Genomic DNA, 20,601 nt, shown 5'->3' on the forward strand with positions numbered 1-20,601 from the left:
CGGGGCGCGGTCAGGCGGTGACGGGGGCGGCGCGGCGGGCGGCGACCGGTTCCGCGGCCTGCTCGTCGTGGTTGGGGCGCTTGAGCAGGAGCAGCATGCAGCCCAGGGTCAGCGCCACCTGGAAGACGGCGTACGCGATGACCGCGGTGATCGAGCCCGTCCGGTTGAGCAGGAACTGTCCGATGATCGGGGTCGTGCCGCCCAGCAGGGTGCCGCAGAGCTGGTAGCAGAGCGAGATGCCCGTGTAGCGCAGATGGGCGGGGAAGCGGCTGGCGAGCATGCCGGCGAGGGCCGCGTAGTAGAGGCAGTGCGGGATGGTGGCGACGGCGACTCCGAGCATCGCGAGCCCGTAGTTCTCGGTACTGATGAGGACGAACATCACCGGCATCAGGACCAGTTCGGGCACCAGCATCACGATCACCGCGCGGGACCAGCTCTTCATCCGGGTGGCGATCACGGCGCCGAAGGGCTGGACGATGATCTGGGTGATGTTGGCGACCAGGATGATCGTCAGGAACGAGCTGCGGTCGAAGTCGAGCGACGTGGTGGCCCAGGACAGGGCGAACGTCGACTTGAAGTAGGTCGCCGACAGGCCGATCGTGCAGGCGCCGATGCCGAGGACGATCAGCATGGGGTGGCTGCGCAGGACCTCGGTCAGCGGGAGCTTGACGACTTCCTTCTTCTCGATGAGCTTGGCCATGGCCGGGGACTCGGTGACCTTCAGCCGGACCAGCAGGCCGACCATGACCAGGGCGGCGGAGGCGAGGAACGGCACCCGCCAGCCCCAGGAGACGAAGGCGGCGTCGGGCAGCTGGCTGATGGCCAGGAAGCTCACCGTGGAGAGGGTGTTGCCGACGGGCGAGCCCTGCTGGGCGAAGGCCCCGTACAGCACGGACTTGCCCTTGGGCGCGTGTTCGGAGGCGATCAGGACGGAGCCGCCCCACTCGCCGCCGAGGCCGATGCCCTGGATCATGCGGATGCAGACCAGCAGGATCGGGGCGGCGATGCCGATGGAGGCGTAGCCCGGGAGCAGTCCGATCGCGGTGGTGGAGATGCCCATCATCAGCAGGGTGATGACGAGGGTCTTCTTACGGCCGAGGCGGTCGCCGTAGTGGCCGAAGATGACGCCGCCGATGGGGCGGGCGAGGAAGCCGACCCAGAAGGTCGCGAAGGCGACCAGGGTGCCTATGGGGCCTTCGAGTTCGGGGAAGAACACCTTGTCGAAGACGAGCGCCGCCGCGGTCCCGTAGATGTAGAAGTCGAACCACTCGATGGTGGAGCCGATGAAGGCTCCGAATCCCGCGCGGTTGGCGGCTTTCGTCTTCTCGCGTGCGGTTGCGGTGGACGCACTCATAGGTGGCTCCCGTGAACATCGTTGATCAGGCGGATGGGGGCATGGCGGACAGGGGCGTCTCCCGGGACGCCCGGTGTCACGCGATGGGGGAAGGGAAGAGTCCTCGAAGGGGGACGGGAACGGGGGGGCGGTCAGGCGGTGATGCGCTCGAAGACCGCGGCGAGGCCCTGACCGCCGCCGATGCACATGGTCTCCAGGCCGTAGCGGGCCTCGCTGCGGTGCATCTCGCGGGTGAGCGTGGCGAGGATGCGGGCTCCGGTGGCGCCGACCGGGTGGCCGAGCGAGACTCCGGACCCGTTGACGTTGATCCGCTGCTCGTGGTCCTTCTCGCCGAGGCCCAGCTCCCGGGTGCAGGCCAGGACCTGGGCGGCGAAGGCCTCGTTGATCTCGATGAGGTCGAGGTCGGCGAGGGTGAGACCGGCGCGGCCGAGTGCCGCGTGGGTGGCCGGTACGGGACCGATGCCCATGGTCGCGGCGGGGACACCGGCCCGGGCGAAGGAGACGAGCCGGACCAGTGGGGTCAGCCCGAGCCGTTCGGCGGTGGCGGCGCTGGTGACCAGGCAGGCCGCGGCGGCGTCGTTCTGGCCGCTGGCGTTGCCCGCGGTGACGGTCGCCTCCGGGTCGGACGTGCCCATGATGGGGCGCAGCGCGGCGAGTTGCTCGGCGGTCGTGTCGGGGCGGGGGTGCTCGTCGGCGGTCACGACCGTCTCGCCCTTGCGGTTGCGTACGGTTACGGGGACGGTCTCGGCGTCGTAACGGCCCTCCGCGGCGGCGCGGGCGGCGCGGGCCTGCGAGCGCAGGGCCAGGGCGTCCTGGTCGGCGCGGCTGATGGAGTAGGCGCGACGCAGGTTCTCCGCGGTCTCGATCATGCCGCCGGGTACGGGGTGGTTGACGCCCCCGGCGGTGACCCGGCCGCGGGCCAGTGAGTCGTGGAGCTGCAGTCCGGGGCCCTTGATGCCCCAGCGCCCGTCGTGCGTGTAGTAGGGGGCGGCGCTCATCACGTCGACACCGCCGGCGATCACGACGTCGCTGAATCCGGCCCGGATCTGCATGGCCGCGTCCAGGACGGCCTGGAGACCGGACCCGCAGCGCCGGTCGATCTGGGCGCCGGTGACGGAGTCGGGGAGCCCGGCGTCGAGGGCGGCGACCCGGCCGATGGCCGGGGCGTCGGACGTGGGGTAGGCGTGGCCGAGGATCACCTCGTCGACCCGGGCCGGGTCGATCCCCGTACGGGCCACGACCTCGGCGATGACGCGTGCGGCGAGCGCGGCCGGCGTCTGCTGCGCGAAGGCTCCGCCGAAGCGTCCGATGGGGGTGCGCAGCGGTTCGCAGATGACGACATCGGTCTGGTCGGGCACGGGGGACACCTTTCGGCGGTTCGGGTGTGTGGGGCGACCTTCGCACCCGACCACTGAGTCGGTCCAATATCGAGTTGCCCCCTCTTCAAGACGCAGCGCGTCTCAATCACCCCCGGGGGCGTGCCCTACGGCGTGGGCAGGGCCTCCTCGGCGACCGCCAGCACCGCGCGGAGCGCCGCGGAGGGATTGTCGGCACGCCAGGCGAGCGCCGCCTGCCGTCGGATGGGCGGGCCGGCGAGGGGCCGGTACACCAGTCCGTTCTGCTGGATGTGCCGGCACGAGGAGACGGTGAGGGTGACACCGACGCCCGCGGCGACCAGGGCCAGGATCGTGTACGAGTCGGGGGCCTCCTGCACGACACGCGGATTGAAGCCGGTGGCCTCGCACGCCTCGACCATGGCGTCGCGCACGGTGGATCCGGTGTTGGCCGGGAAGGAGACGAAGGGCTCGTCGGCGAGGATCCCGATCGGGATGCTCTCCAGGTGCGCCAGCCGGTGGTCGGAGGGAAGCGCACACAGCAGCTCCTCCTCGTCGATCACCCGGTAGGCCACCCCCGGCTGGGTCACCGGGAGGCGGACGAAGCCCAGGTCGAGCGATCCGTCGGCGACCCGGGACAGGGCGACGTTGGCGTACGTCTGCCCCTTCATGACCAGCTCCAGCGCGGGGTGGGCCGCGCGGACGGCCCGGGTCAGCTGCGGCAGCGTCTCGTGGCTGGAGGCGCCGGCGAAACCGATGGTGACCCGGCCGTACTCGCCGCGTCCGGCGGCCCTGGCCGCCCGTACCGCCGTGTCGAGGTCGTCGAGCACGGTCCGTACGGGTTCGAGGAAGGACTCCCCCGCGCTGGTGAGACGCACCGAGCGGGTGTTGCGCTCGAAGAGCTGGACGCCGAGCTCCTTCTCCAGCTGCCGGATCTGCTGGCTGAGCGGCGGTTGCGCCATCTGCAGCCGCTTGGCGGCCCGGCCGAAGTGCAGCTCCTCGGCCACGGCGGTGAAAGCGGTCAGATGACGCAGTTCCATACGGAACACCCATTCATTAATCAGCGGTCTTGATCCGACCATAATTTGGTATTGGACAGCAATCAATGGCCGCTGCCACGGTAGGGCGACCAGCACACACTCGCCGAGGAGCACCGTGGACCGGACGGACAGGACCGACGACGGGCCGGACAAGACCATGTCGATGAAGGCGGCCGTCGCCGCCTTCGTCCAGGACGGCGCCACCGTCTGCCTGGAAGGCTTCACCCACCTCATCCCCACCGCGGCCGGGCACGAGATCATCCGCCAGGGCCGCCGGGACCTCACGGTCGTGCGGATGACCGCGGACATCGTGGTGGACCAGATGATCGCCGCGGGCTGCGTCTCGCGGCTGGTCTCCTCCTTCGTGGGCAACTCCTCCGCCGGTTCGCTCGGTGAGCTGCGGCGCCGGATCGAGAGCAGCGATCCCGAGCCCCTCGCCTTCGAGGAGTACAGCCACTACGGCATGATCTGCCGCTATCTCGCCGGAGCCCAGCGGCTGCCGTTCTATCCGCTGCGCAGCTACGGGGGCAGCGATCTGCCGTCCGTCAACAGCGATCTGCGCAAGGTCGCCTCGCCCTACCCGGGGCCGGACGGCGAAACGGAGCAGATCTACGTCGTGCCGCCCGTGAACCCGGATGTGACGTTCATCCACGCCCAGCGGGCCGACCGCAGGGGCAACACGCAGATGTGGGGGCTGACCGGCATCCAGGCGGAGGCGGTGTACGCGGCCGGCAAGGCCGTCGTCGTCGTGGAGGAGATCGTCGGCGACGAGGTCGTCCGCTCGGACCCGAACCGCACGCTCGTCCCCGCCCACGCGGTGGATGCCGTCGTCGTCTGCCCGCGCGGCGCGCACCCCTCGTTCGCGCAGGGCTACTACGACCGGGACAACGACTTCTACCGGGCCTGGTCCCACATCAGCAAGGACCCGGAGCGGCTGCAGGAGTGGCTGCGGGAGTGGGTGTACGGCACGGCCGACCACTCCGAGTACGTCGCCAAGCTGGGCGAGGACTTCTGGGCGGGGCTCGCGGTCGGCGAGGCGCTCAGCGAACCGGTGAACTACGGACGCCGGCTGTGAGCGCGGAACACGAGAAGGAGCTGGTCATGACCACCACCACCGAGCCGGGCACCGTCACGTCCTCGGAGCTGCTCTCCGTCGTCGCCTCCCGCGAACTGGCCGCGCGCCGCACGGTCTTCGCCGGAATCGGACTGCCGACGCTCGCCACCGAGCTGGCCCATCTGACAGTGGCACCGCAGATCGAGGTCGTGTACGAGTCCGGGGTCTGCGGGGCGCACCCCTCGCATCTGCCCGAGACCATCGCCGACGCCGTGCTCATCTCCGGCGCGGAGGCGGTGCTGTCGATGCCGGCCCTGTTCGGCAACGTCCTTCAGGGCGGCCACATCGACGTCGGCTTCCTGGGCGCGGCGCAGATCGACCGGTGGGGCAACCTGAACACTTCCGTGATCGGCGACTGGGAGAGCCCCTCGGTGCGGCTGCCCGGCTCCGGCGGCGGCGTCGAGGTGATGGCCAACTCCCGCGAGGTCTTCGTGGTGATGCGCCGCCACAATCCGCGCTCCTTCACCGAGGCCCTGGACTTCTGCACCACACCGGGCCCGGACCGCGCGCTCGCCGAGGGCATCCGGCCGCTGGGGGTCGGCGTCACCCGCGTCATCACCGAACTGGGCATCCTGGCCCGCGAGGGCATCGGCGAGGAGCTCCGGCTGGTCTCGGTGCATCCGGGCGTCACGGTGGAGCAGGTGCGGGCGGCGACGGGCTGGGACCTGAAGGTGGCCGACTCGGTCGGTACCGTGCCGCCGCCCACCGCCGCGGAGCTGCGGCTCCTGCGGGAGGACGTCGACCCCGACCGCGTCTATCTTCGCTGAGACGACTCACCGTCCCGAACCCCGAGAGGACCCCATCTTCCATGCGTATCAGGATCGTCGGCGCCGGAGCCATGGGCCGCGGTATCGCCCAGTGGGCGGCGTCCGCCGGACACACCGTCGAGCTGTGCGACGTCCGTACGGAGGCGGTGACGGCGGCCGTGGACTTCGTACGGTCCATGCTGGAACGTGCCGTGGACAAGGGCCGGATGTCCGCGGGGGACTGTGCCGCAGCCCTGGAGCGGCTGGTCCCCCTGGACGATCCCTGGGCACAGGGACCTGACGTCGACCTGGTCGTCGAGGCCGTACGGGAGGACCTGGACACCAAGGCGGAGGTGTTCGGGAAGCTCGAGCAGGCCCTGCCCGGCTCCGCCGTCTTCGCGACCAACACCTCCTCCCTGTCGGTGACCCGGATCGCCGCGTCGCTGAAGGACCCGACGCGGCTGGCGGGGCTGCACTTCTTCAACCCCGTACCGCTCATGAAGATCGTCGAGATCGTGCCGGGAGCCGCAACCCGCCCCGAGATCCCGCCGGCGCTGACGGAGTTGGTCGAGAGCTGCGGCCACCGTGCGGTCACCGTCGCCGACACCCCCGGCTTCCTGGTCAACCACGCCGGGCGCGGTCTGGTGACCGAGGCGCTCGCGCTGCTGGAGGAGTCGGTCGCCGACCCGGCGGGCATCGACCGGATCGCCCGGGACGTGCTGGGGCTGCGGATGGGTCCGTTCGAGCTCATGGACCTCACGGGGCTCGATGTGACCGCGGCCGTGATCGACTCGATCTGGCAGGGCTTCCGGTACGAGGACCGGCTCCGCCCTTCCTACCTGACCCCGAACCGGGTGGCCGCGGGCCTGCACGGCCGCAAGACCGGGCAGGGCTGGTTCGCGTACGGCTCCGAGGCGCCCGCGCCCGCCGCTGAGGCACCGGTGACGGGCGACGCCGACCGGCCGGTGTTCGTGGTGGACACGGACACAGGGTCCGGCGCCGACGCCCTCCGCGCGGCGCTGACCGCCGCGGGAGCCGCCGTCGGGAGCGGCCCCGCGCCCTCCGACGACGCCGTCGTCCTGGTCCCTGTCTGGGGCACCACGGTGGCCGCCGCGGTGGCCGCCCTGGGCCTGCCCGCCGGGCGCACCTTCGGCGTGGACCCGCTGCCCGCGGCAGGCCGCCGCCGCGTGCTCGCGGTGACGCCCGCGGCCGACCCGGCGGCCGCTCGGGACGCCCGTGCGGTACTGGCCCGCGCGGCGGACGGCGAGGAGCCGTACGCCGTGTCGGTGGTGCGGGACACGGCCGGTTCGGTGGCCCAGCGGCTGCTCGCCTCGGTGGTGTCCGTCGCCGCGTCGATCGCCGAGCGCTCGCTCGCCACCCCGGCGGACATCGACCTGGCCGTGACGACCGGGCTCGGCTACCCGGTGGGACCACTCGCCTGGGGCGACCGGATCGGTGCCGCACGGATGCTGGAGCTGCAGCGCGCCCTGCACGCGACGACCGGCGACCCCCGCCACCGGCCGACCCGCTGGCTCACCGAACGCGCCCAGCTCGGCCTTCCGCTGACGGACCCGGGTACCTCGCCCTCCGCCTGCACCGGGTGACGTGGGTGACCGTTTCGTACAAGACCTGCGAACGGTGACCCGCATACCTTCGGACCATGACTCCACGACTCGACGCGATCGGCATCACGACCGCGGACCTGGCCGCATCGCTCGCCTTCTACCGCCGGCTCGGACTCGACATCCCCGCCGACGCCGAATCCGCACCCCACGTCGAAGTGGCCCTGCCCGGCGGGCAGCGTCTGCTGTGGGACACGGAGGACGTCGTCCGCACCTTCGATCCGGACTGGACCGGCTCGAAGGGCGGCGAGCGTGTCGGGCTCGCCTTCCTGTGCGACAGCCCGGCGGAGGTCGACGCGGTGTACGCCGACCTGACCGGCGCCGGCTACCAGGGCCACCTGGAACCCTGGGACGCCGTGTGGGGGCAGCGCTATGCCGTCGTGCTCGATCCGGACGGCAGCGCGGTGTCGCTCTTCGCCGGCGCCTGACCGGCCCCGCCCAGCGCGGCGAGATAGCCGCCGAGCGTCGTACCGGCCAGGTCCCGCACCTCACGGGACAGATGGGCCTGGTCGGTGCACCCGGCGGCGCAGGCGGCCTCGGCGTACGGCGTTCCGGCCCGCACGAGGGCGAGGGCGCGCTGCAGCCGCAGGATCCGGGCGAGTGTTTTCGGCCCGTATCCGAAGGCGGCCAGGGAGCGCCGGTGCAGCTGGCGGGCTCCCAGACCGACCGAGCCGGCCGTGTCGGCGACGGAGAACCCTCGCCGGAGCCGCTCCGCGACGGACACCGCGAGCGGGTCCGGCGGATTCGCGTCGGCGGCCCTGCGCAGGGCGATGTCCTCCAGCGCGGCGGCGGGATCGGCGGCCCCGCCGATCCTCTCGGCCAGTCTGCGGACCTCCGCGCCGGGCCACACCGCGTCGAGGGGGACCCGCCGGTCGCGCAGTTCGTGCGCGGGTACGCCGAGCAGTGCGGGCGCCGTTCCGGGCGCGAAGCGGATGCCGGTGCACGGTCCGGGGCCGGCCTCATCGGCAGGGAACGCATGGGTGTCGGGGCCCGCGACAAGGAGTCGGCCGCCGGTCCAGAGCAGGTCCATGCAACCGTCGGGCAGGACGGCCCGTGCCGGGTCGCGCGGCCCGCTCCACGTCCAGACCGTCGCACCGCCGAAGCGCGACGACCGCTCCTCGTACCGTGCGCCCGCACCCATGGGCACCACGCTACGGCGTCACTGCTCCTTGGCGTCCTTGTCGCGGTTCCCGTGGAGCCGGGACTTCACGTCGTCCGGCGGCAGGAAGCGGGACCAGCGCTCGGGGAACTCGGACGGCATGTACACGTCGTCGTCCTCGTCGTCCGCGTAGGCGTCCCAGTTCGCCGACTGGGTCCGGGCCACGAGTTCGGCGGCCTGGGCCGCCCGTAGCCGCTCGTTGGCGGCACGTGCCGCGGCGGTGGCGAGTGAGGGCCATACCCGGTCGATCGCGGCGTTCACCGCGGCACCGACGAGTACGGCGAATGCTGAGATACCTATCCAGAGCAGGACAGCGATGGGCGCGGCCAGCGAACCGTAGATCGTGGGCCCTTCGACCGTGTTGGTGAGGTAGATCCGCAGCAGGAAGCAGCCCACCACCCACATGCCGAGCGCCACCAGCGCACCGGGAACATCCTCGATCCACGGCGAACGGACGGGTACCGAGACGTGGTAGAGCGTCGTCAGGAACGCGATCGACAGCACCATGACCAACGGCCAGTACAGGACGGCGAGTACCTCGGTGCCCCACGGGACGAACTCCACCACCCGGTCGGGACCGACCACCAGCAACGGCAGCACCACCGCTCCCAGCAGCAGTGCGACCACGTACAGCAGGAAGGCGAGCAGGCGGGTCTTGACGATGCCCCGGTGCCCGTCGAGCCCGTACATCACGGTGATGGTGTCGATGAAGACGTTCACCGCACGGGAACCCGACCAGAGGGCGATCGCGAAGCCGAGCGAGATGACGTCGGGGCGCGCACCGGTCGTCACGTCGTCCATGAGCGGTCGGGCGATGTCCTTCACCCCCCGCTCGGACAGCACGGTCTGCACCGCGCCGAGGATGTTGCGCTCGATCGAGGCGACCGTGGTGGTGGCTGTCCAGTCGTCGACGTAGCCGAGCAGGCCGATCAGCCCGAGCAGCAGCGGCGGCAGTGACAGCAGGGTGAAGAACGCCGCCTCGGCCGCGAGACCGAGGATGCGGTATTCCATGCACGAGTTGACCGTGTCCTTGAGCAACTGCCACGCCATCTGCCGCTTGGATACATTGCGGTAGAGGACTCGAGCCCGGTGGAGCCGACCCGGTGGCCGCTCGGGTGTTTCTTTTGCTGCCTGCACGTCCTTACCGTATCGGCATGGCACCGAGCACCCACACAGTGACCAACCAGGTTCCGCCGCTGGTCGGCTATGACGTCTTCGCCACCGACCGCGCCCTCACCGAAGCGGTCGACAGACACATCGCGCCCGAGATCCTCCCCGAGGCGCGGAGGGAACTCGGGGCGCTCGGTCTGTCCGCCGGCTCCGCCCAGGCGCAGCTGTGGGGCGCTCAGGCGAACGAGAATCCGCCGGCACTTCACACGCACGACCGCTACGGACACCGCGTCGACGAAGTGGAGTTCCATCCGGCCTGGCACCGGCTGCTCGGTCATGCGGTCTCCGCCGGTCTGACCGACGCCTGGGGCCGGCCGGCCGGACACGTCCGGAGGGCCGCCGGGTTCCTGGTGTGGACACAGGCCGAGGCCGGCCACGGCTGCCCGCTGTCGATGACGCACGCCGCCGTCCCCGCGCTGCGGACCGATCCGGCGCTGGCCGCCGAGTGGGAGCCGCTGCTGACCTCGCACGTGTACGAGGAGGGGCTGCGGCCTCCGTCGCTGAAGGCCGGCGTGCTCTTCGGGATGGGCATGACGGAGAAGCAGGGCGGCACCGATGTGCGCTCCAACACGACCCGCGCCGAGCCGCTGGCCGGCGACGGCGAGTACCTGCTCACCGGCCACAAGTGGTTCTGCTCGGCACCCATGTCCGACGGCTTCCTGGTGCTGGCGCAGGCTCCGGGCGGGCTGAGCTGCTTCCTCGTGCCGCGCGTCCTGCCGGACGGGGACCGCAACGCGTTCGCGATCCAGCGCCTCAAGGACAAGCTGGGCAACAGGTCCAACGCCTCCGCCGAGGTCGAGTTCGACGGGACCTGGGCGCGCCGGGTGGGCGAGGAGGGGCGCGGGGTGCGCACCATCATCGAGATGGTGGCGGCGACCCGGCTGGACTGTGTGGTCGGATCGTCGGCGCTGATGCGGCAGGCGGTGGCGCAGGCGATCCATCACACCGCGTACCGCAGCGCGTTCGGTGGGCCGCTGATCGACAAGCCGCTGATGCGCAACGTCCTGGCCGATCTGGCTCTGGAGTCCGAGGCGGCGACGACGCTGGCGCTGCGGCTGGCCGCCGCGTACGACGCGGACACGGACGAGGAGCGCGCCTTCCTGCGGATCGCGGTGCCGACCGCCAAGTACTGGGTGACGAAGCGGTGCGGCGCGGTGGTCGCCGAGGCCCTGGAGTGCCTCGGCGGCAACGGGTACGTGGAGGAGTCCGGGATGCCCCGGCTGCTGCGCGAGGCGCCGCTCAACTCGATCTGGGAGGGCTCGGGCAACGTACAGGCGCTCGATGTGCTGCGCGCGCTCCAGCGCGAGCCGCAGGCGCTCAACGCGTTCCTGGTGGAGGTCGGGAAGGCGCGCGGCGCCGATCACCGGCTCGACGCGGCGATCAAGGGCCTGCTGACCGAGCTGGCGGACCTGGAGGCCGTGGAGGCGCGGGCCAGGCGGCTGGTGGAGCGGATGGCGCTCGTGCTCCAGGGCTCACTGCTGCTGCGCTGGGCTCCTGCGGAGGTCGCGGACGCGTTCTGCGCCTCGCGCCTCGGCGGGGACTGGGGCTCCGCCTTCGGGACGCTGCCGCACAGCCTGGACCTGGCGTCGATCGTGGAGCGGGCACGGCCCCAGGACCGCTAGGTCTCCGGCGTACGGCCAACGATGGAAGGTGGTGCTGCGCCGACACGGCACCACCCTCCACCTTTGTGGACCACCGGACGGTGGAGCCGAGGACTCCCCGTCCGGTGTTCAGCCACTCTCATACGATCTGCGGCCTGTCACCAGAGTTGCAAAGGGTTGCAACCATTGTGCGGAGTGCGCGGCACCGCGTGCCCGGGCACGGCAGGATGGCCTTCTGGACCCCGTGCTTTCCCGTCCGGACCGGGTCCACGCCTTGTTTGGGGGAACCCGTCATGGAGCCAAGCCCTGCCGTGGCAACGCGACCGGCAGCAGACCCGCAGGCGGTGGTGACCGCCACCCGCCTGGTGCACCGGGCCAGGGAGGCCCGGCTGGCGGGCGCGCGCGGGGTGGCGGCCCCACGCGCGGAGATCGACGCGTCCTGGGACCGGGTGCTGCGCAGCGGCATCGACCCCGAACAGTCGCCGGAGAGCGAGCTGCTGGAGGCGGACGAGATCGAGCACCGGCGCCGGAGCACGGTGCTCGGCGATGTCATGCCGCTGCTGCGGGACGGGCTGGCCGCGATCGCCGACGCGGCCCAGCAGATCCTGGTCGTCACGGACAACGAGGGCCGGGTGCTGTGGCGCCAGGGCCACACGGCGGTGATGCGCCTCGCGAAGGACATCTGCCTGGAGGAGGGCGCCGCCTGGTCGGAGTCGACGACCGGGACGAACGCGATCGGCACGGCGCTCGCCACCCGTACCCCGGTGCAGGTCCACTCGGCAGAGCACTTCATCCGCGCCCTGCACAACTGGACGTGTGCGGCGGCCCCGGTGCGCGATCCGCGCGACGGCCGGCTGATGGGCATCGTCGACATCAGCGGACCGGCGTCCACCTTCCATCCGACGACGCTGGCCCTGGTCGGCTCGGTGGCCTCGCTCGCGGAGAGCGAACTGCGGACGCGGCACCTCGTGGCGATCGAGCGGCTGCGGTCGGTGGCGGCGCCCATCCTGTGCCGACTGGGCGGCCGTGCACTGGTGGTGGACACCCACGGGTGGCTGGCCGCCGTCATCGGGATGCCGCCGGTGGACCGGCTGCCGCTGCCGAAGTCGCTGCAGCCGGGCCGGGTGTGGCTGGCGTCGCTCGGGATGTGTCTCGTGGAGCCGCTGCCGGGGGGCTGGCTCGTGCAGGTGGCGGACGGCCGGGCCGACGGACCACCGCGCCGTGTGGTGCTCGACCTGAGCCGGGAACGTGGGCTCGCGGTGCATGTGGCGGGCCCCGTGGGCACCTGGACCCAGCGTCTCTCCCCCCGCCACGCGGAGCTGCTGTACGCCCTCGCCCTGCACCGGGAGGGGCGCACCGCGGCGGAGCTGGCCCAGGACATCTTCGGCGACCCGACCCGGACGGTGACGGTCCGGGCCGAGATCTCCCGTGTACGGCGCCATCTGGCGGAGGTGCTCGCCCATCGCCCGTACCGCTTCGGCGAGGGGGTGGAGGTGGAGGTGATCCATCCCGACCTGCCGGCGGACCTGCTGCCCCGTTCGACGGCTCCGGTGGTGGTCAGGACGCGTACGTCCGCGGGTACGGCCTGAGACCTGCCGGAGAGCGGCGGGCGTATCCCGGGACCGGCGCGACGGGGACGGCCGGACGGCGAGCCGCAGGTCCGGTGCGGGGCGGCTCCTGCGTGGACCGGGTTTGGCGCGGCGCGGGCGGCGTGGTTTTCTGGCGGCCATGAGCAACCCCACCCTTCCCGCCGCCCCTGCCGCTCCCACCTCCGAGGTGACCATCTGGTCCCTGGAGCAGACCTCGCCCGAGGATCTGCGCCCCGCGGCCGCTCCCACGGGCGATGTGCGGATCGTCCGGTCGCAGACGGCGCTGCCGGAGTTCAGCCGCTTCCTCTACACGGCGGTGGGCGGGGACATCCGGTGGACCGACCGGCTGGGGCTGACGTACGCGCAGTGGCAGGAGGTCCTGGACCGGCCGGGCGCGGAGACCTGGGTGGCGTACGAGAACGGGACCCCCGCCGGTTTCATCGAGCTCGACGCGCAGGAGGGCGGTGTGGTCGAGATCGGCTACTTCGGGCTGATCCCGGCCTTCCGGGGGCGCCGCATCGGTGGCCACCTCCTGTCGTACGGAGTCGCGCGCGCCTGGGACCTGGCCGAGCGCCACACCGGCCGGATGCCCACCGAGCGGGTGTGGGTGCACACCTGCTCCAACGACGGCCCGCACGCCATGGACAACTACCTGCGCCGCGGTTTCCGGCTGTTCGACACCCGGACCGAGCGGGAGCCCGATGCCGCGAACCCCGGCCCCTGGCCCGGTGCGTACGACGACTCCGCAGCCTGAAAAAGTCGCTTTGTCGATGCCCCGGAAGTGACGGAAGCCACAGCGTCTCACATTCCGGGACCATCTCGTCCACATACTGGATCGTGGTGGACTGTCCCGAGATCCGCGTGACACGCTTCCTTCATGTCTGGAACTGGAATTGCCTTGGTGAGTCGGCGGCACGTCGACCTCGGCCGCATGTCCAGCGCCATCTGTCCGGCCCGCTGAGAGTCTCCAGCACCGCCGCGACCTCCTGATCACGCTTCATCCCTGCGCACCGCCGCGCTTCACGCGAGTGTGCAGTTCAGAGCCGCCCTCCTGCAGTCCCGAAGGACGTATTTGCCATGGCCGCCACCCCCGAACAGCCTGCTACCGCCACGCCCCGCCGCAAGGCCGGACGTCACCGTGGTGAAGGTCAGTGGGCCATGGGTCACTACACCCCGCTCAACGGGAACGAGCAGTTCAAGAAGGACGACGACAGTCTCAACGTGCGGACACGCATTGAGACGATCTACTCCAAGCGCGGCTTCGACTCGATCGACCCGAACGATCTTCGCGGCCGGATGCGCTGGTGGGGTCTCTACACCCAGCGCCGGGCAGGCATCGACGGCGGCAAGACCGCGGTGCTCGAGCCCGAGGAGCTCGAGGACTCGTACTTCATGCTGCGGGTGCGCATCGACGGCGGACGGCTGACGACCGCGCAGCTGCGGGTGATCGGTGAGATCTCCGAGCAGTACGCGCGCGGGACGGCCGACATCACCGACCGGCAGAACGTCCAGATGCACTGGATCCGTATCGAGGACGTCCCGGCGATCTGGGAGAAGCTGGAGGCCGTCGGGCTCTCCACGACCGAGGCCTGCGGTGACTGCCCCCGCGTGATCATCGGCTCGCCCGTCGCGGGCATCGCCGCGGACGAGATCATCGACGGCACGCCCGCGGTGGACGAGATCCACGACCGGTACATCGGCAGCCCGGAGTTCTCCAACCTGCCGCGCAAGTTCAAGACCGCGATCTCCGGCTCGCCCGTCCAGGACGTGGTGCACGAGATCAACGACATCGCCTTCGTCGGTGTCGACCACCCCGAACACGGTCCGGGCTTCGACGTCTGGGTCGGCGGCGGCCTGTCCACCAACCCGCGGCTGGCCGAACGCCTGGGCACCTGGGTGCCGTTGGACGAGGTTCCCGACGTCTGGGCCGGTGTGGTCGGCATCTTCCGCGACTACGGCTACCGCCGTCTCCGCACGCGCGCCCGCCTCAAGTTCCTGATGGCCGACTGGGGCCCCGCGAAGTTCCGTCAGGTGCTGGAGGACGAGTACCTGAAGCGTCCGCTGCTGGACGGCCCCGCGCCCGCCGAACCCTCTTCCCGCTGGCGCGACCACATCGGTGTCCACGAGCAGCAGGACGGCCGTTTCTACGTGGGCTTCGCCCCGCGCGTCGGCCGGGTGGACGGTTCCACCCTGGCCAAGATCGCGGAGCTGGCCGAGGCGCACGGCTCGGGCCGGGTGCGCACCACCGTCGAGCAGAAGATGATCATCCTCGATGTGGAGCGGGACCAGGTCGAGTCCCTCTCCGCCGGACTGGAGGCACTGGACTTCCAGGTGAAGCCCTCCAGCTTCCGGCGCGGCACGATGGCCTGCACCGGCATCGAGTTCTGCAAGCTGGCGATCGTCGAGACGAAGGCGCGCGGCGCCGCGCTCATCGACGAACTGGAGCGCCGCCTGCCGGACTTCGAGGAGCCGCTCACCATCAACATCAACGGCTGCCCCAACGCCTGCGCCCGCATCCAGACCGCGGACATCGGTCTCAAGGGCCAGCTCATGCTCGACGCCGACGGCAACCAGGTCGAGGGCTACCAGGTGCACCTCGGCGGCGCGCTCGGTCTGGAGGCCGGTTTCGGCCGCAAGGTCCGCGGCCTGAAGGTCACCTCGGCCGAACTGCCCGACTACGTCGAGCGGGTCCTCGGCAGGTTCCAGGAGGAGCGCGAGGACGACGAGCGCTTCGCGACCTGGGCCGCGCGGGCCAGTGCGGAGTCGCTGTCATGAGCGAACGAGCTGCGCCCTTCTACTGCCCGTACTGCGGCGACGAGGACCTGCGCCCGCACGAGGCGGGGCACGGCGCCTGGGAATGTGCTTCCTGCAATCGCGCGTTCCAGCTGAAGTTCCTGGGCCTGCTGGCCCACGGACTCCAGCGCAACGACGTGGAAGGGGACGGGACATGACGGACACGCTGCAAGCCGGCGAGCTCACCGACGAGGCCCTGAAGGAGCTGGCGGTACGTGCGGGGCGCGAGCTGGAGGACGCCTCCGCGCTCGACATCCTGAAGTGGGCCACCGACACCTTCGGCAAGCGGTTCTGCGTCACCTCCTCCATGGAGGACGCGGTCGTCGCGCACCTCGCCTCCCGTGTCGCTCCCGGCGTGGACGTGGTGTTCCTGGACACCGGCTACCACTTCGAGGAGACGATCGGCACCCGGGACGCGGTGGACGCGGTGATGGACGTCAACGTCATCACGCTCACCCCGCGCCGGTCGGTGGCCGAGCAGGACGCCGAGCACGGACCGAAGCTGCACGACCGCGACCCCGACCTGTGCTGCGCGCTGCGCAAGGTCAAGCCGTTGGAGGACGGCCTGACCGCGTACGGGGCCTGGGCGACCGGCCTGCGCCGCGACGAGTCCCCCACCCGGGCGAACACCCCGGTCGTCGGCTGGGACGAGAAGCGCCGCAAGGTCAAGGTCTCGCCGATCGCCCGCTGGACCCAGGACGACGTGGACGCGTACGTCGCCGAGCACGGCGTACTGACCAACCCGCTGCTGCTGGACGGTTACGCCTCCGTCGGCTGCGCGCCCTGCACCCGGCGGGTGCTGGAGGGCGAGGACGCACGGGCCGGCCGCTGGGCCGGACGCGGAAAGACCGAATGCGGGCTGCACGGCTGATGACGACTGATCAGGAGATTTCGATGAGCGTGACGGAGACGGGAGCCACCGTCTGGCTCACCGGTCTGCCGAGCGCGGGCAAGACCACCATCGCGTACGAGCTGGCGGGCCGGCTGCGCAGTGACGGCCACCGGGTCGAGGTCCTGGACGGCGACGAGATCCGGGAGTTCCTCTCCGCGGGCCTCGGCTTCTCCCGCGAGGACCGGCACACCAACGTCCAGCGGATCGGCTTCGTCGCCGAACTGCTGGCGGCCAACGGCGTGAAGGTGCTCGTGCCGGTCATCGCCCCGTACGCCGACAGCCGCGACGCGGTGCGCAAGCGCCACGGCGCCGAGGGCACCGCCTATCTGGAGGTGCACGTGGCGACGCCGGTCGAGGTGTGCTCCGTACGCGATGTGAAGGGGCTGTACGCCAAGCAGGCGGCGGGCGAGATCAGTGGCCTCACCGGGGTCGACGACCCCTACGAGGCACCCGAGTCGCCGGATCTGCGGATCGAGTCGCACCAGCAGACCGTGCAGGAGTCCGCAGCGGCGCTTCGTGCGCTGCTCACCGAGAGGGGCCTGGCGTGAGCACTGTCGCCACCGTGCCGGAAGGCACCGTCAACCCGTACGCGCTCAGCCACCTCGACTCCCTGGAGTCCGAGGCGGTGCACATCTTCCGCGAGGTGGCGGGAGAGTTCGAGCGGCCGGTGATCCTCTTCTCCGGCGGCAAGGACTCGATCCTCATGCTGCACCTGGCCCTCAAGGCGTTCGCCCCGGCCCCGGTCCCCTTCACGCTGCTGCACGTCGACACCGGGCACAACTTCCCCGAGGTCCTCGAATACCGTGACCGCACCGTCGAGAAGCACGGGCTGCGCCTGCACGTCGCCTCCGTCCAGGAGTACATCGACGCGGGCAAGCTCCGCGAGCGTCCCGACGGCACCCGCAACCCGCTGCAGACCGTCCCGCTGACCGAGGCCATCCAGCAGCACCGGTTCGACGCCGTGTTCGGCGGCGGCCGGCGCGACGAGGAGAAGGCCCGGGCCAAGGAGCGGGTCTTCTCGCTGCGCGACGAGTTCTCCCAGTGGGACCCGCGCCGCCAGCGCCCCGAGCTGTGGCAGCTGTACAACGGCCGGCACGCCGCCGGTGAGCACGTCCGGGTGTTCCCGATCTCCAACTGGACCGAGCTCGACGTCTGGCAGTACATCGAGCGCGAGGGGATCGAGCTCCCGGAGATCTACTTCGCCCACGACCGCGAGGTCTTCAACCGCTCCGGTATGTGGCTGACCGCAGGCGACTGGGGCGGCCCCAAGGCCCACGAGACGGTCGAGACCCGTCAGGTCCGTTACCGCACGGTCGGCGACATGTCCTGCACCGGTGCCGTCGACTCCGACGCCACCACGCTCGACGCCGTGATCACCGAGATCGCCGCCTCCCGGCTCACCGAGCGGGGCGCGACCCGCGCCGACGACAAGATGTCCGAGGCCGCGATGGAAGACCGCAAGCGCGAGGGGTACTTCTAAATGACCACCACTACTGAGCAGTTGTCGGCCACCACCCTGCTGCGGTTCGCCACCGCGGGGTCCGTCGACGACGGCAAGTCCACCCTGGTGGGACGGCTCCTGCACGACTCCAAGTCGGTCCTCACCGACCAGCTGGAGGCCGTCGCGCTGGCCTCGACCAACCGCGGCCAGGATGCGCCCGACCTGGCGCTGCTGACCGACGGTCTGCGGGCCGAGCGCGAGCAGGGCATCACCATCGACGTCGCGTACCGCTACTTCGCCACCACCCGGCGCCGGTTCATCCTCGCCGACACCCCGGGGCACGTGCAGTACACCCGCAACATGGTCACGGGCGCCTCCACGGCCGAGCTGGCCGTCGTCCTGGTCGACGCCCGCAACGGCGTCGTCGAGCAGACCCGCCGGCACGCCGCCGTCGCGGCGCTGCTCCGTGTCCCGCACGTCGTGCTCGCCGTGAACAAGATGGACCTGGTCGATTACGCGGAGCCCGTGTTCGCCGCCATAGCCGAGGAGTTCACCGCGTACGCGGCCTCTCTCGGTGTCCCCGAGATCACCGCGATCCCGATCTCCGCACTGGCCGGCGACAACGTCGTGGAACCGTCCGCCCACATGGACTGGTACGGCGGCCCGACGGTCCTGGAGCACCTGGAGACCGTGCCGGTCAGCCACGACCTGACGGCCTGCCACGCGCGCTTCCCGGTGCAGTACGTGATCCGCCCGCAGACCGCCGAGCACCCCGACTACCGGGGGTACGCCGGTCAGATCGCCGCCGGTGTCTTCCGGGTCGGTGAGACCGTCTCCGTGCTGCCGTCCGGGCGCACCACGACGATCGAGGGGATCGACGCGCTCGGCGAGAGCGTCGACATCGCCTGGGCACCGCAGTCGGTGACGATCCGTCTGGCCGACGACATCGACGTCTCGCGCGGGGACCTGCTCGCCCCCGCCGACGACGCTCCCGCCGTCACTCAGGACGTCGAGGCGACCGTCTGCCACGTGGCCGACCGGCCGCTCACCGTGGGTCAGCGGGTGCTGCTCAAGCACACCACCCGCACGGTCAAGGCGATCGTCAAGGACATCCCGTCGCGGCTCACCCTGGACGACCTCTCCCAGCACCCGGCTCCCGGGCAGCTGGTGGCCAACGACATCGGCCGGGTCGTCGTCCGTACGGCCGAGCCGCTCGCGCTCGACGCCTATGCGGACTCCCGGCGCACCGGCTCGTTCCTTCTGATCGACCCCGCGGACGGCACGACGCTGACGGCCGGCATGGCGGGCGCCTCGTTCACCGCCGCCACGGACGCGGCCGCGGACGCGGACGCCGCCGCCGAGGATGCGGAGTGGGACTTCTGATGATCAGCGATTTCTTCTCGACCTTCGCGAAGGAGGGCGGCCGGGTCGGCAGCGGCGCCCTCGGCAGCGGCCAGGGCGGGGTCGGGCGATGTGCGTGATGACGTACGCGCACTGCCTGCGCGCCCGCTCGCACCAACTGCTCCGCCCGCACCACCCGTTCAGACGAAGACCTGCCGACCTCCCGGCCGCGTCCCCGGACTTCCGGGGGACGTGAGTGCCGGGCCGACGAGAGGAATGCCTCCCGTGTCTGCCCCCCGTACCACTCTCCGCCGCAGCCTCGCCGCTGCCGCCGCTCTGCCGCTGCTCGCCGTGGCGCTCACCGCCTGCGGCTACGGCTCCGAGGCGAAGGACGACGACGCCAAGAAGTCGAACGTCTCCGCCGACGGAAAGAAGCTCTCCGCGGACACCGTGAAGATCGGCTACTTCCCGAACCTCACGCACGCCACCGCGCTGGTCGGTATCCAGGAAGGCCTGATCGCCAAGGAGCTGGGCGGCACCACGGTCAAGCCCTCGACGTTCAACGCCGGGCCCTCCGAGATCGAGGCGCTCAACGCGGGTTCGATCGACATCGGCTTCATCGGCCCCTCCCCCTCGATCAACGGCTTCGCCAAGTCCCAGGGCAAGAACCTGCGCATCATCAGCGGTTCGGCGTCCGGCGGGGTGAAGCTGGTCGTCAACCCGAAGAAGATCAAGACGCTGGACGATCTCAAGGGCAAGAAGATCGCCACCCCGCAGCTCGGCAACACCCAGGACGTCGCGTTCCTCAACTGGATCTCCGAGAAGGGCTGGAAGGTCGACGCCCAGAGCGGCAAGGGCGACGTCTCCGTGGTCCGCTCGGACAACAAGGTGACCCCGGACGCCTACAAGTCGGGCTCCTTGGACGGCGCCTGGGTCCCTGAGCCGACCGCGTCCAAGCTGGTCGCCGAGGGCGGGAAGGTCCTGCTCGACGAGTCGACGCTGTGGCCCGACAACAAGTTCGTGATCACGAACATCATCGTGTCGCAGAAGTTCCTCTCCGAGCACCCCGATGTCGTCGAGGCGGTACTGCGCGGCACGGTGAACACCAACAAGTGGATCACCGCCAACCCGGACAAGGCGAAGGCCTCGGCCAACGCCGCGCTCAAGGAGCTCAGCGGCAAGGAGCTGCCGGCCGAGGTCCTCGACCCGGCGTGGGAGTCCATCCAGATCACCGACGACCCGCTGGCCGCGACGCTCCAGGCGCAGGCGGACCACGCGGTCGAGGCCGGTCTCCTGGAGAAGCCCGACCTCAACGGCATCTACGACCTGAAGCCGCTGAACAAGATCCTCAAGGCCGCGGGCCAGCCCGAGATCTCCGACGCCGGTCTCGGCGTCAAGTAACCCG

20 protein-coding genes are annotated in these 20,601 nt (G+C 71.0%); 15 read left to right on the top strand and 5 right to left on the bottom strand.

All coding sequences use genetic code 11. The annotated features are described in order from the left end of the window. Positions 1-10: 10 nt before the first annotated feature. The 3 genes from ACFW9O_RS32960 to ACFW9O_RS32970 all read right to left on the bottom strand — a co-directional run bounded on the left by ACFW9O_RS32960 (position 11) and on the right by ACFW9O_RS32970 (position 3,728). A complete protein-coding gene (locus tag ACFW9O_RS32960; protein WP_351179391.1) occupies positions 11-1,354 on the bottom strand; it encodes an MFS transporter in 1,344 nt (447 codons plus the stop codon). 131 nt (positions 1,355-1,485) lie between these two features. Next, entirely contained in the window at positions 1,486-2,712 is a 1,227-nt protein-coding gene (locus ACFW9O_RS32965) for an acetyl-CoA C-acetyltransferase (RefSeq protein ID WP_384614464.1), read from the bottom strand. Positions 2,713-2,837: 125 nt separating this feature from the next. Further along, the gene (locus ACFW9O_RS32970) at positions 2,838-3,728 is read right to left on the bottom strand and encodes a LysR family transcriptional regulator (RefSeq protein WP_329206192.1); all 891 of its coding nucleotides are present in this window, start codon (positions 3,726-3,728) and stop codon (positions 2,838-2,840) included. Between the two features lie 157 nt (positions 3,729-3,885). Here ACFW9O_RS32970 and ACFW9O_RS32975 point away from each other — a divergent pair, with 157 nt between their 5' ends. Genes ACFW9O_RS32975 through ACFW9O_RS32990 form a run of 4 tightly spaced genes read left to right on the top strand, consistent with a single transcriptional unit; the run spans position 3,886 to position 7,638 of the window. Beyond that, positions 3,886-4,803 carry a CoA transferase subunit A gene (locus ACFW9O_RS32975; protein ID WP_384614604.1) on the top strand — a complete coding sequence of 306 codons (918 nt, stop codon included), beginning with the start codon at positions 3,886-3,888 and terminating at the stop codon, positions 4,801-4,803. 26 nt (positions 4,804-4,829) lie between these two features. After that, complete coding sequence (locus ACFW9O_RS32980) at positions 4,830-5,609, top strand: CoA-transferase subunit beta (RefSeq protein ID WP_384614466.1); 780 nt, start codon at positions 4,830-4,832, stop codon at positions 5,607-5,609. Between the two features lie 41 nt (positions 5,610-5,650). Next, complete coding sequence (locus ACFW9O_RS32985) at positions 5,651-7,192, top strand: 3-hydroxyacyl-CoA dehydrogenase (protein ID WP_384614468.1); 1,542 nt, start codon at positions 5,651-5,653, stop codon at positions 7,190-7,192. A 56-nt stretch (positions 7,193-7,248) separates the two neighbouring features. Then, entirely contained in the window at positions 7,249-7,638 is a 390-nt protein-coding gene (locus ACFW9O_RS32990) for a VOC family protein (protein ID WP_351179406.1), read from the top strand. Here the strand turns inward: ACFW9O_RS32990 and ACFW9O_RS32995 are convergent. Together ACFW9O_RS32995 and ACFW9O_RS33000 are read right to left on the bottom strand one after the other, a co-directional pair. After that, positions 7,581-8,351 carry a DUF6597 domain-containing transcriptional factor gene (locus ACFW9O_RS32995; protein ID WP_384614470.1) on the bottom strand — a complete coding sequence of 257 codons (771 nt, stop codon included), beginning with the start codon at positions 8,349-8,351 and terminating at the stop codon, positions 7,581-7,583. The genes ACFW9O_RS32990 and ACFW9O_RS32995 overlap by 58 nt on opposite strands. 18 nt (positions 8,352-8,369) lie before the next feature. Beyond that, positions 8,370-9,506: a YihY/virulence factor BrkB family protein gene (locus ACFW9O_RS33000; protein ID WP_351179412.1), complete on the bottom strand. Its 1,137-nt coding sequence runs from the start codon at positions 9,504-9,506 to the stop codon at positions 8,370-8,372. A gap of 17 nt (positions 9,507-9,523) precedes the next feature. Between ACFW9O_RS33000 and ACFW9O_RS33005 the strand changes: the two genes are divergently transcribed. From ACFW9O_RS33005 to ACFW9O_RS33055, 11 genes are all read left to right on the top strand, one after another. Beyond that, complete coding sequence (locus tag ACFW9O_RS33005) at positions 9,524-11,161, top strand: acyl-CoA dehydrogenase family protein (protein WP_384614473.1); 1,638 nt, start codon at positions 9,524-9,526, stop codon at positions 11,159-11,161. Positions 11,162-11,433: 272 nt separating this feature from the next. Next, positions 11,434-12,729, top strand: a complete 1,296-nt coding sequence (locus tag ACFW9O_RS33010; RefSeq protein ID WP_384614475.1) for a GAF domain-containing protein — start codon at positions 11,434-11,436, stop codon at positions 12,727-12,729. A gap of 139 nt (positions 12,730-12,868) precedes the next feature. After that, positions 12,869-13,483, top strand: a complete 615-nt coding sequence (locus ACFW9O_RS33015; protein WP_384614477.1) for a GNAT family N-acetyltransferase — start codon at positions 12,869-12,871, stop codon at positions 13,481-13,483. Positions 13,484-13,606: 123 nt separating this feature from the next. Next, complete coding sequence (locus ACFW9O_RS33020; RefSeq protein ID WP_310591794.1) at positions 13,607-13,690, top strand: putative leader peptide; 84 nt, start codon at positions 13,607-13,609, stop codon at positions 13,688-13,690. A 116-nt stretch (positions 13,691-13,806) separates the two neighbouring features. Then, positions 13,807-15,504, top strand: a complete 1,698-nt coding sequence (locus tag ACFW9O_RS33025; protein WP_351173758.1) for a nitrite/sulfite reductase — start codon at positions 13,807-13,809, stop codon at positions 15,502-15,504. Then, positions 15,501-15,680 carry a hypothetical protein gene (locus ACFW9O_RS33030; protein ID WP_329206208.1) on the top strand — a complete coding sequence of 60 codons (180 nt, stop codon included), beginning with the start codon at positions 15,501-15,503 and terminating at the stop codon, positions 15,678-15,680. Before ACFW9O_RS33025 ends, ACFW9O_RS33030 begins: the two co-directional genes overlap by 4 nt. After that, entirely contained in the window at positions 15,677-16,393 is a 717-nt protein-coding gene (locus tag ACFW9O_RS33035; RefSeq protein ID WP_384614480.1) for a phosphoadenylyl-sulfate reductase, read from the top strand. The genes ACFW9O_RS33030 and ACFW9O_RS33035 overlap by 4 nt, the downstream gene beginning before the upstream one ends. Beyond that, positions 16,393-16,962: an adenylyl-sulfate kinase gene (gene cysC, locus ACFW9O_RS33040; protein ID WP_329206212.1), complete on the top strand. Its 570-nt coding sequence runs from the start codon at positions 16,393-16,395 to the stop codon at positions 16,960-16,962. The genes ACFW9O_RS33035 and cysC overlap by 1 nt, the downstream gene beginning before the upstream one ends. Further along, positions 16,959-17,894 carry a sulfate adenylyltransferase subunit CysD gene (gene cysD, locus ACFW9O_RS33045; protein ID WP_351173748.1) on the top strand — a complete coding sequence of 312 codons (936 nt, stop codon included), beginning with the start codon at positions 16,959-16,961 and terminating at the stop codon, positions 17,892-17,894. The genes cysC and cysD overlap by 4 nt, the downstream gene beginning before the upstream one ends. Further along, a complete protein-coding gene (locus tag ACFW9O_RS33050) occupies positions 17,895-19,238 on the top strand; it encodes a GTP-binding protein (protein ID WP_351173745.1) in 1,344 nt (447 codons plus the stop codon). A 243-nt stretch (positions 19,239-19,481) separates the two neighbouring features. Continuing rightward, positions 19,482-20,597, top strand: coding sequence for an aliphatic sulfonate ABC transporter substrate-binding protein (locus tag ACFW9O_RS33055; RefSeq protein ID WP_351173742.1), 1,116 nt, complete (start codon positions 19,482-19,484; stop codon positions 20,595-20,597). The last annotated feature ends 4 nt before the right edge of the window (positions 20,598-20,601 follow it).

This window comes from Streptomyces sp. NPDC059499 (genome assembly GCF_042749285.1).
Classification (GTDB): Bacteria; Actinomycetota; Actinomycetes; order Streptomycetales; family Streptomycetaceae; genus Streptomyces.

Bases quoted from the DNA above. Each gene is read 5' to 3' on its own strand.
- ACFW9O_RS33020 (WP_310591794.1), top strand. From the start codon at position 13,607: ATGTCTGGAACTGGAATTGCCTTGGTGAGTCGGCGGCACGTCGACCTC.
- ACFW9O_RS32985 (WP_384614468.1), top strand. From the start codon at position 5,651: ATGCGTATCAGGATCGTCGGCGCCGGAGCCATGGGCCGCGGTATCGCC.
- ACFW9O_RS33050 (WP_351173745.1), top strand. From the start codon at position 17,895: ATGACCACCACTACTGAGCAGTTGTCGGCCACCACCCTGCTGCGGTTC.
- cysC (WP_329206212.1), top strand. From the start codon at position 16,393: ATGACGACTGATCAGGAGATTTCGATGAGCGTGACGGAGACGGGAGCC.
- ACFW9O_RS32995 (WP_384614470.1), bottom strand. From the start codon at position 8,351: ATGGGTGCGGGCGCACGGTACGAGGAGCGGTCGTCGCGCTTCGGCGGT.
- ACFW9O_RS33010 (WP_384614475.1), top strand. From the start codon at position 11,434: ATGGAGCCAAGCCCTGCCGTGGCAACGCGACCGGCAGCAGACCCGCAG.
- ACFW9O_RS33030 (WP_329206208.1), top strand. From the start codon at position 15,501: ATGAGCGAACGAGCTGCGCCCTTCTACTGCCCGTACTGCGGCGACGAG.
- ACFW9O_RS32975 (WP_384614604.1), top strand. From the start codon at position 3,886: ATGTCGATGAAGGCGGCCGTCGCCGCCTTCGTCCAGGACGGCGCCACC.
- ACFW9O_RS32990 (WP_351179406.1), top strand. From the start codon at position 7,249: ATGACTCCACGACTCGACGCGATCGGCATCACGACCGCGGACCTGGCC.
- ACFW9O_RS33035 (WP_384614480.1), top strand. From the start codon at position 15,677: ATGACGGACACGCTGCAAGCCGGCGAGCTCACCGACGAGGCCCTGAAG.
- ACFW9O_RS33005 (WP_384614473.1), top strand. From the start codon at position 9,524: ATGGCACCGAGCACCCACACAGTGACCAACCAGGTTCCGCCGCTGGTC.
- ACFW9O_RS32980 (WP_384614466.1), top strand. From the start codon at position 4,830: ATGACCACCACCACCGAGCCGGGCACCGTCACGTCCTCGGAGCTGCTC.
- ACFW9O_RS33015 (WP_384614477.1), top strand. From the start codon at position 12,869: ATGAGCAACCCCACCCTTCCCGCCGCCCCTGCCGCTCCCACCTCCGAG.
- ACFW9O_RS32970 (WP_329206192.1), bottom strand. From the start codon at position 3,728: ATGGAACTGCGTCATCTGACCGCTTTCACCGCCGTGGCCGAGGAGCTG.
- ACFW9O_RS32960 (WP_351179391.1), bottom strand. From the start codon at position 1,354: ATGAGTGCGTCCACCGCAACCGCACGCGAGAAGACGAAAGCCGCCAAC.
- ACFW9O_RS33025 (WP_351173758.1), top strand. From the start codon at position 13,807: ATGGCCGCCACCCCCGAACAGCCTGCTACCGCCACGCCCCGCCGCAAG.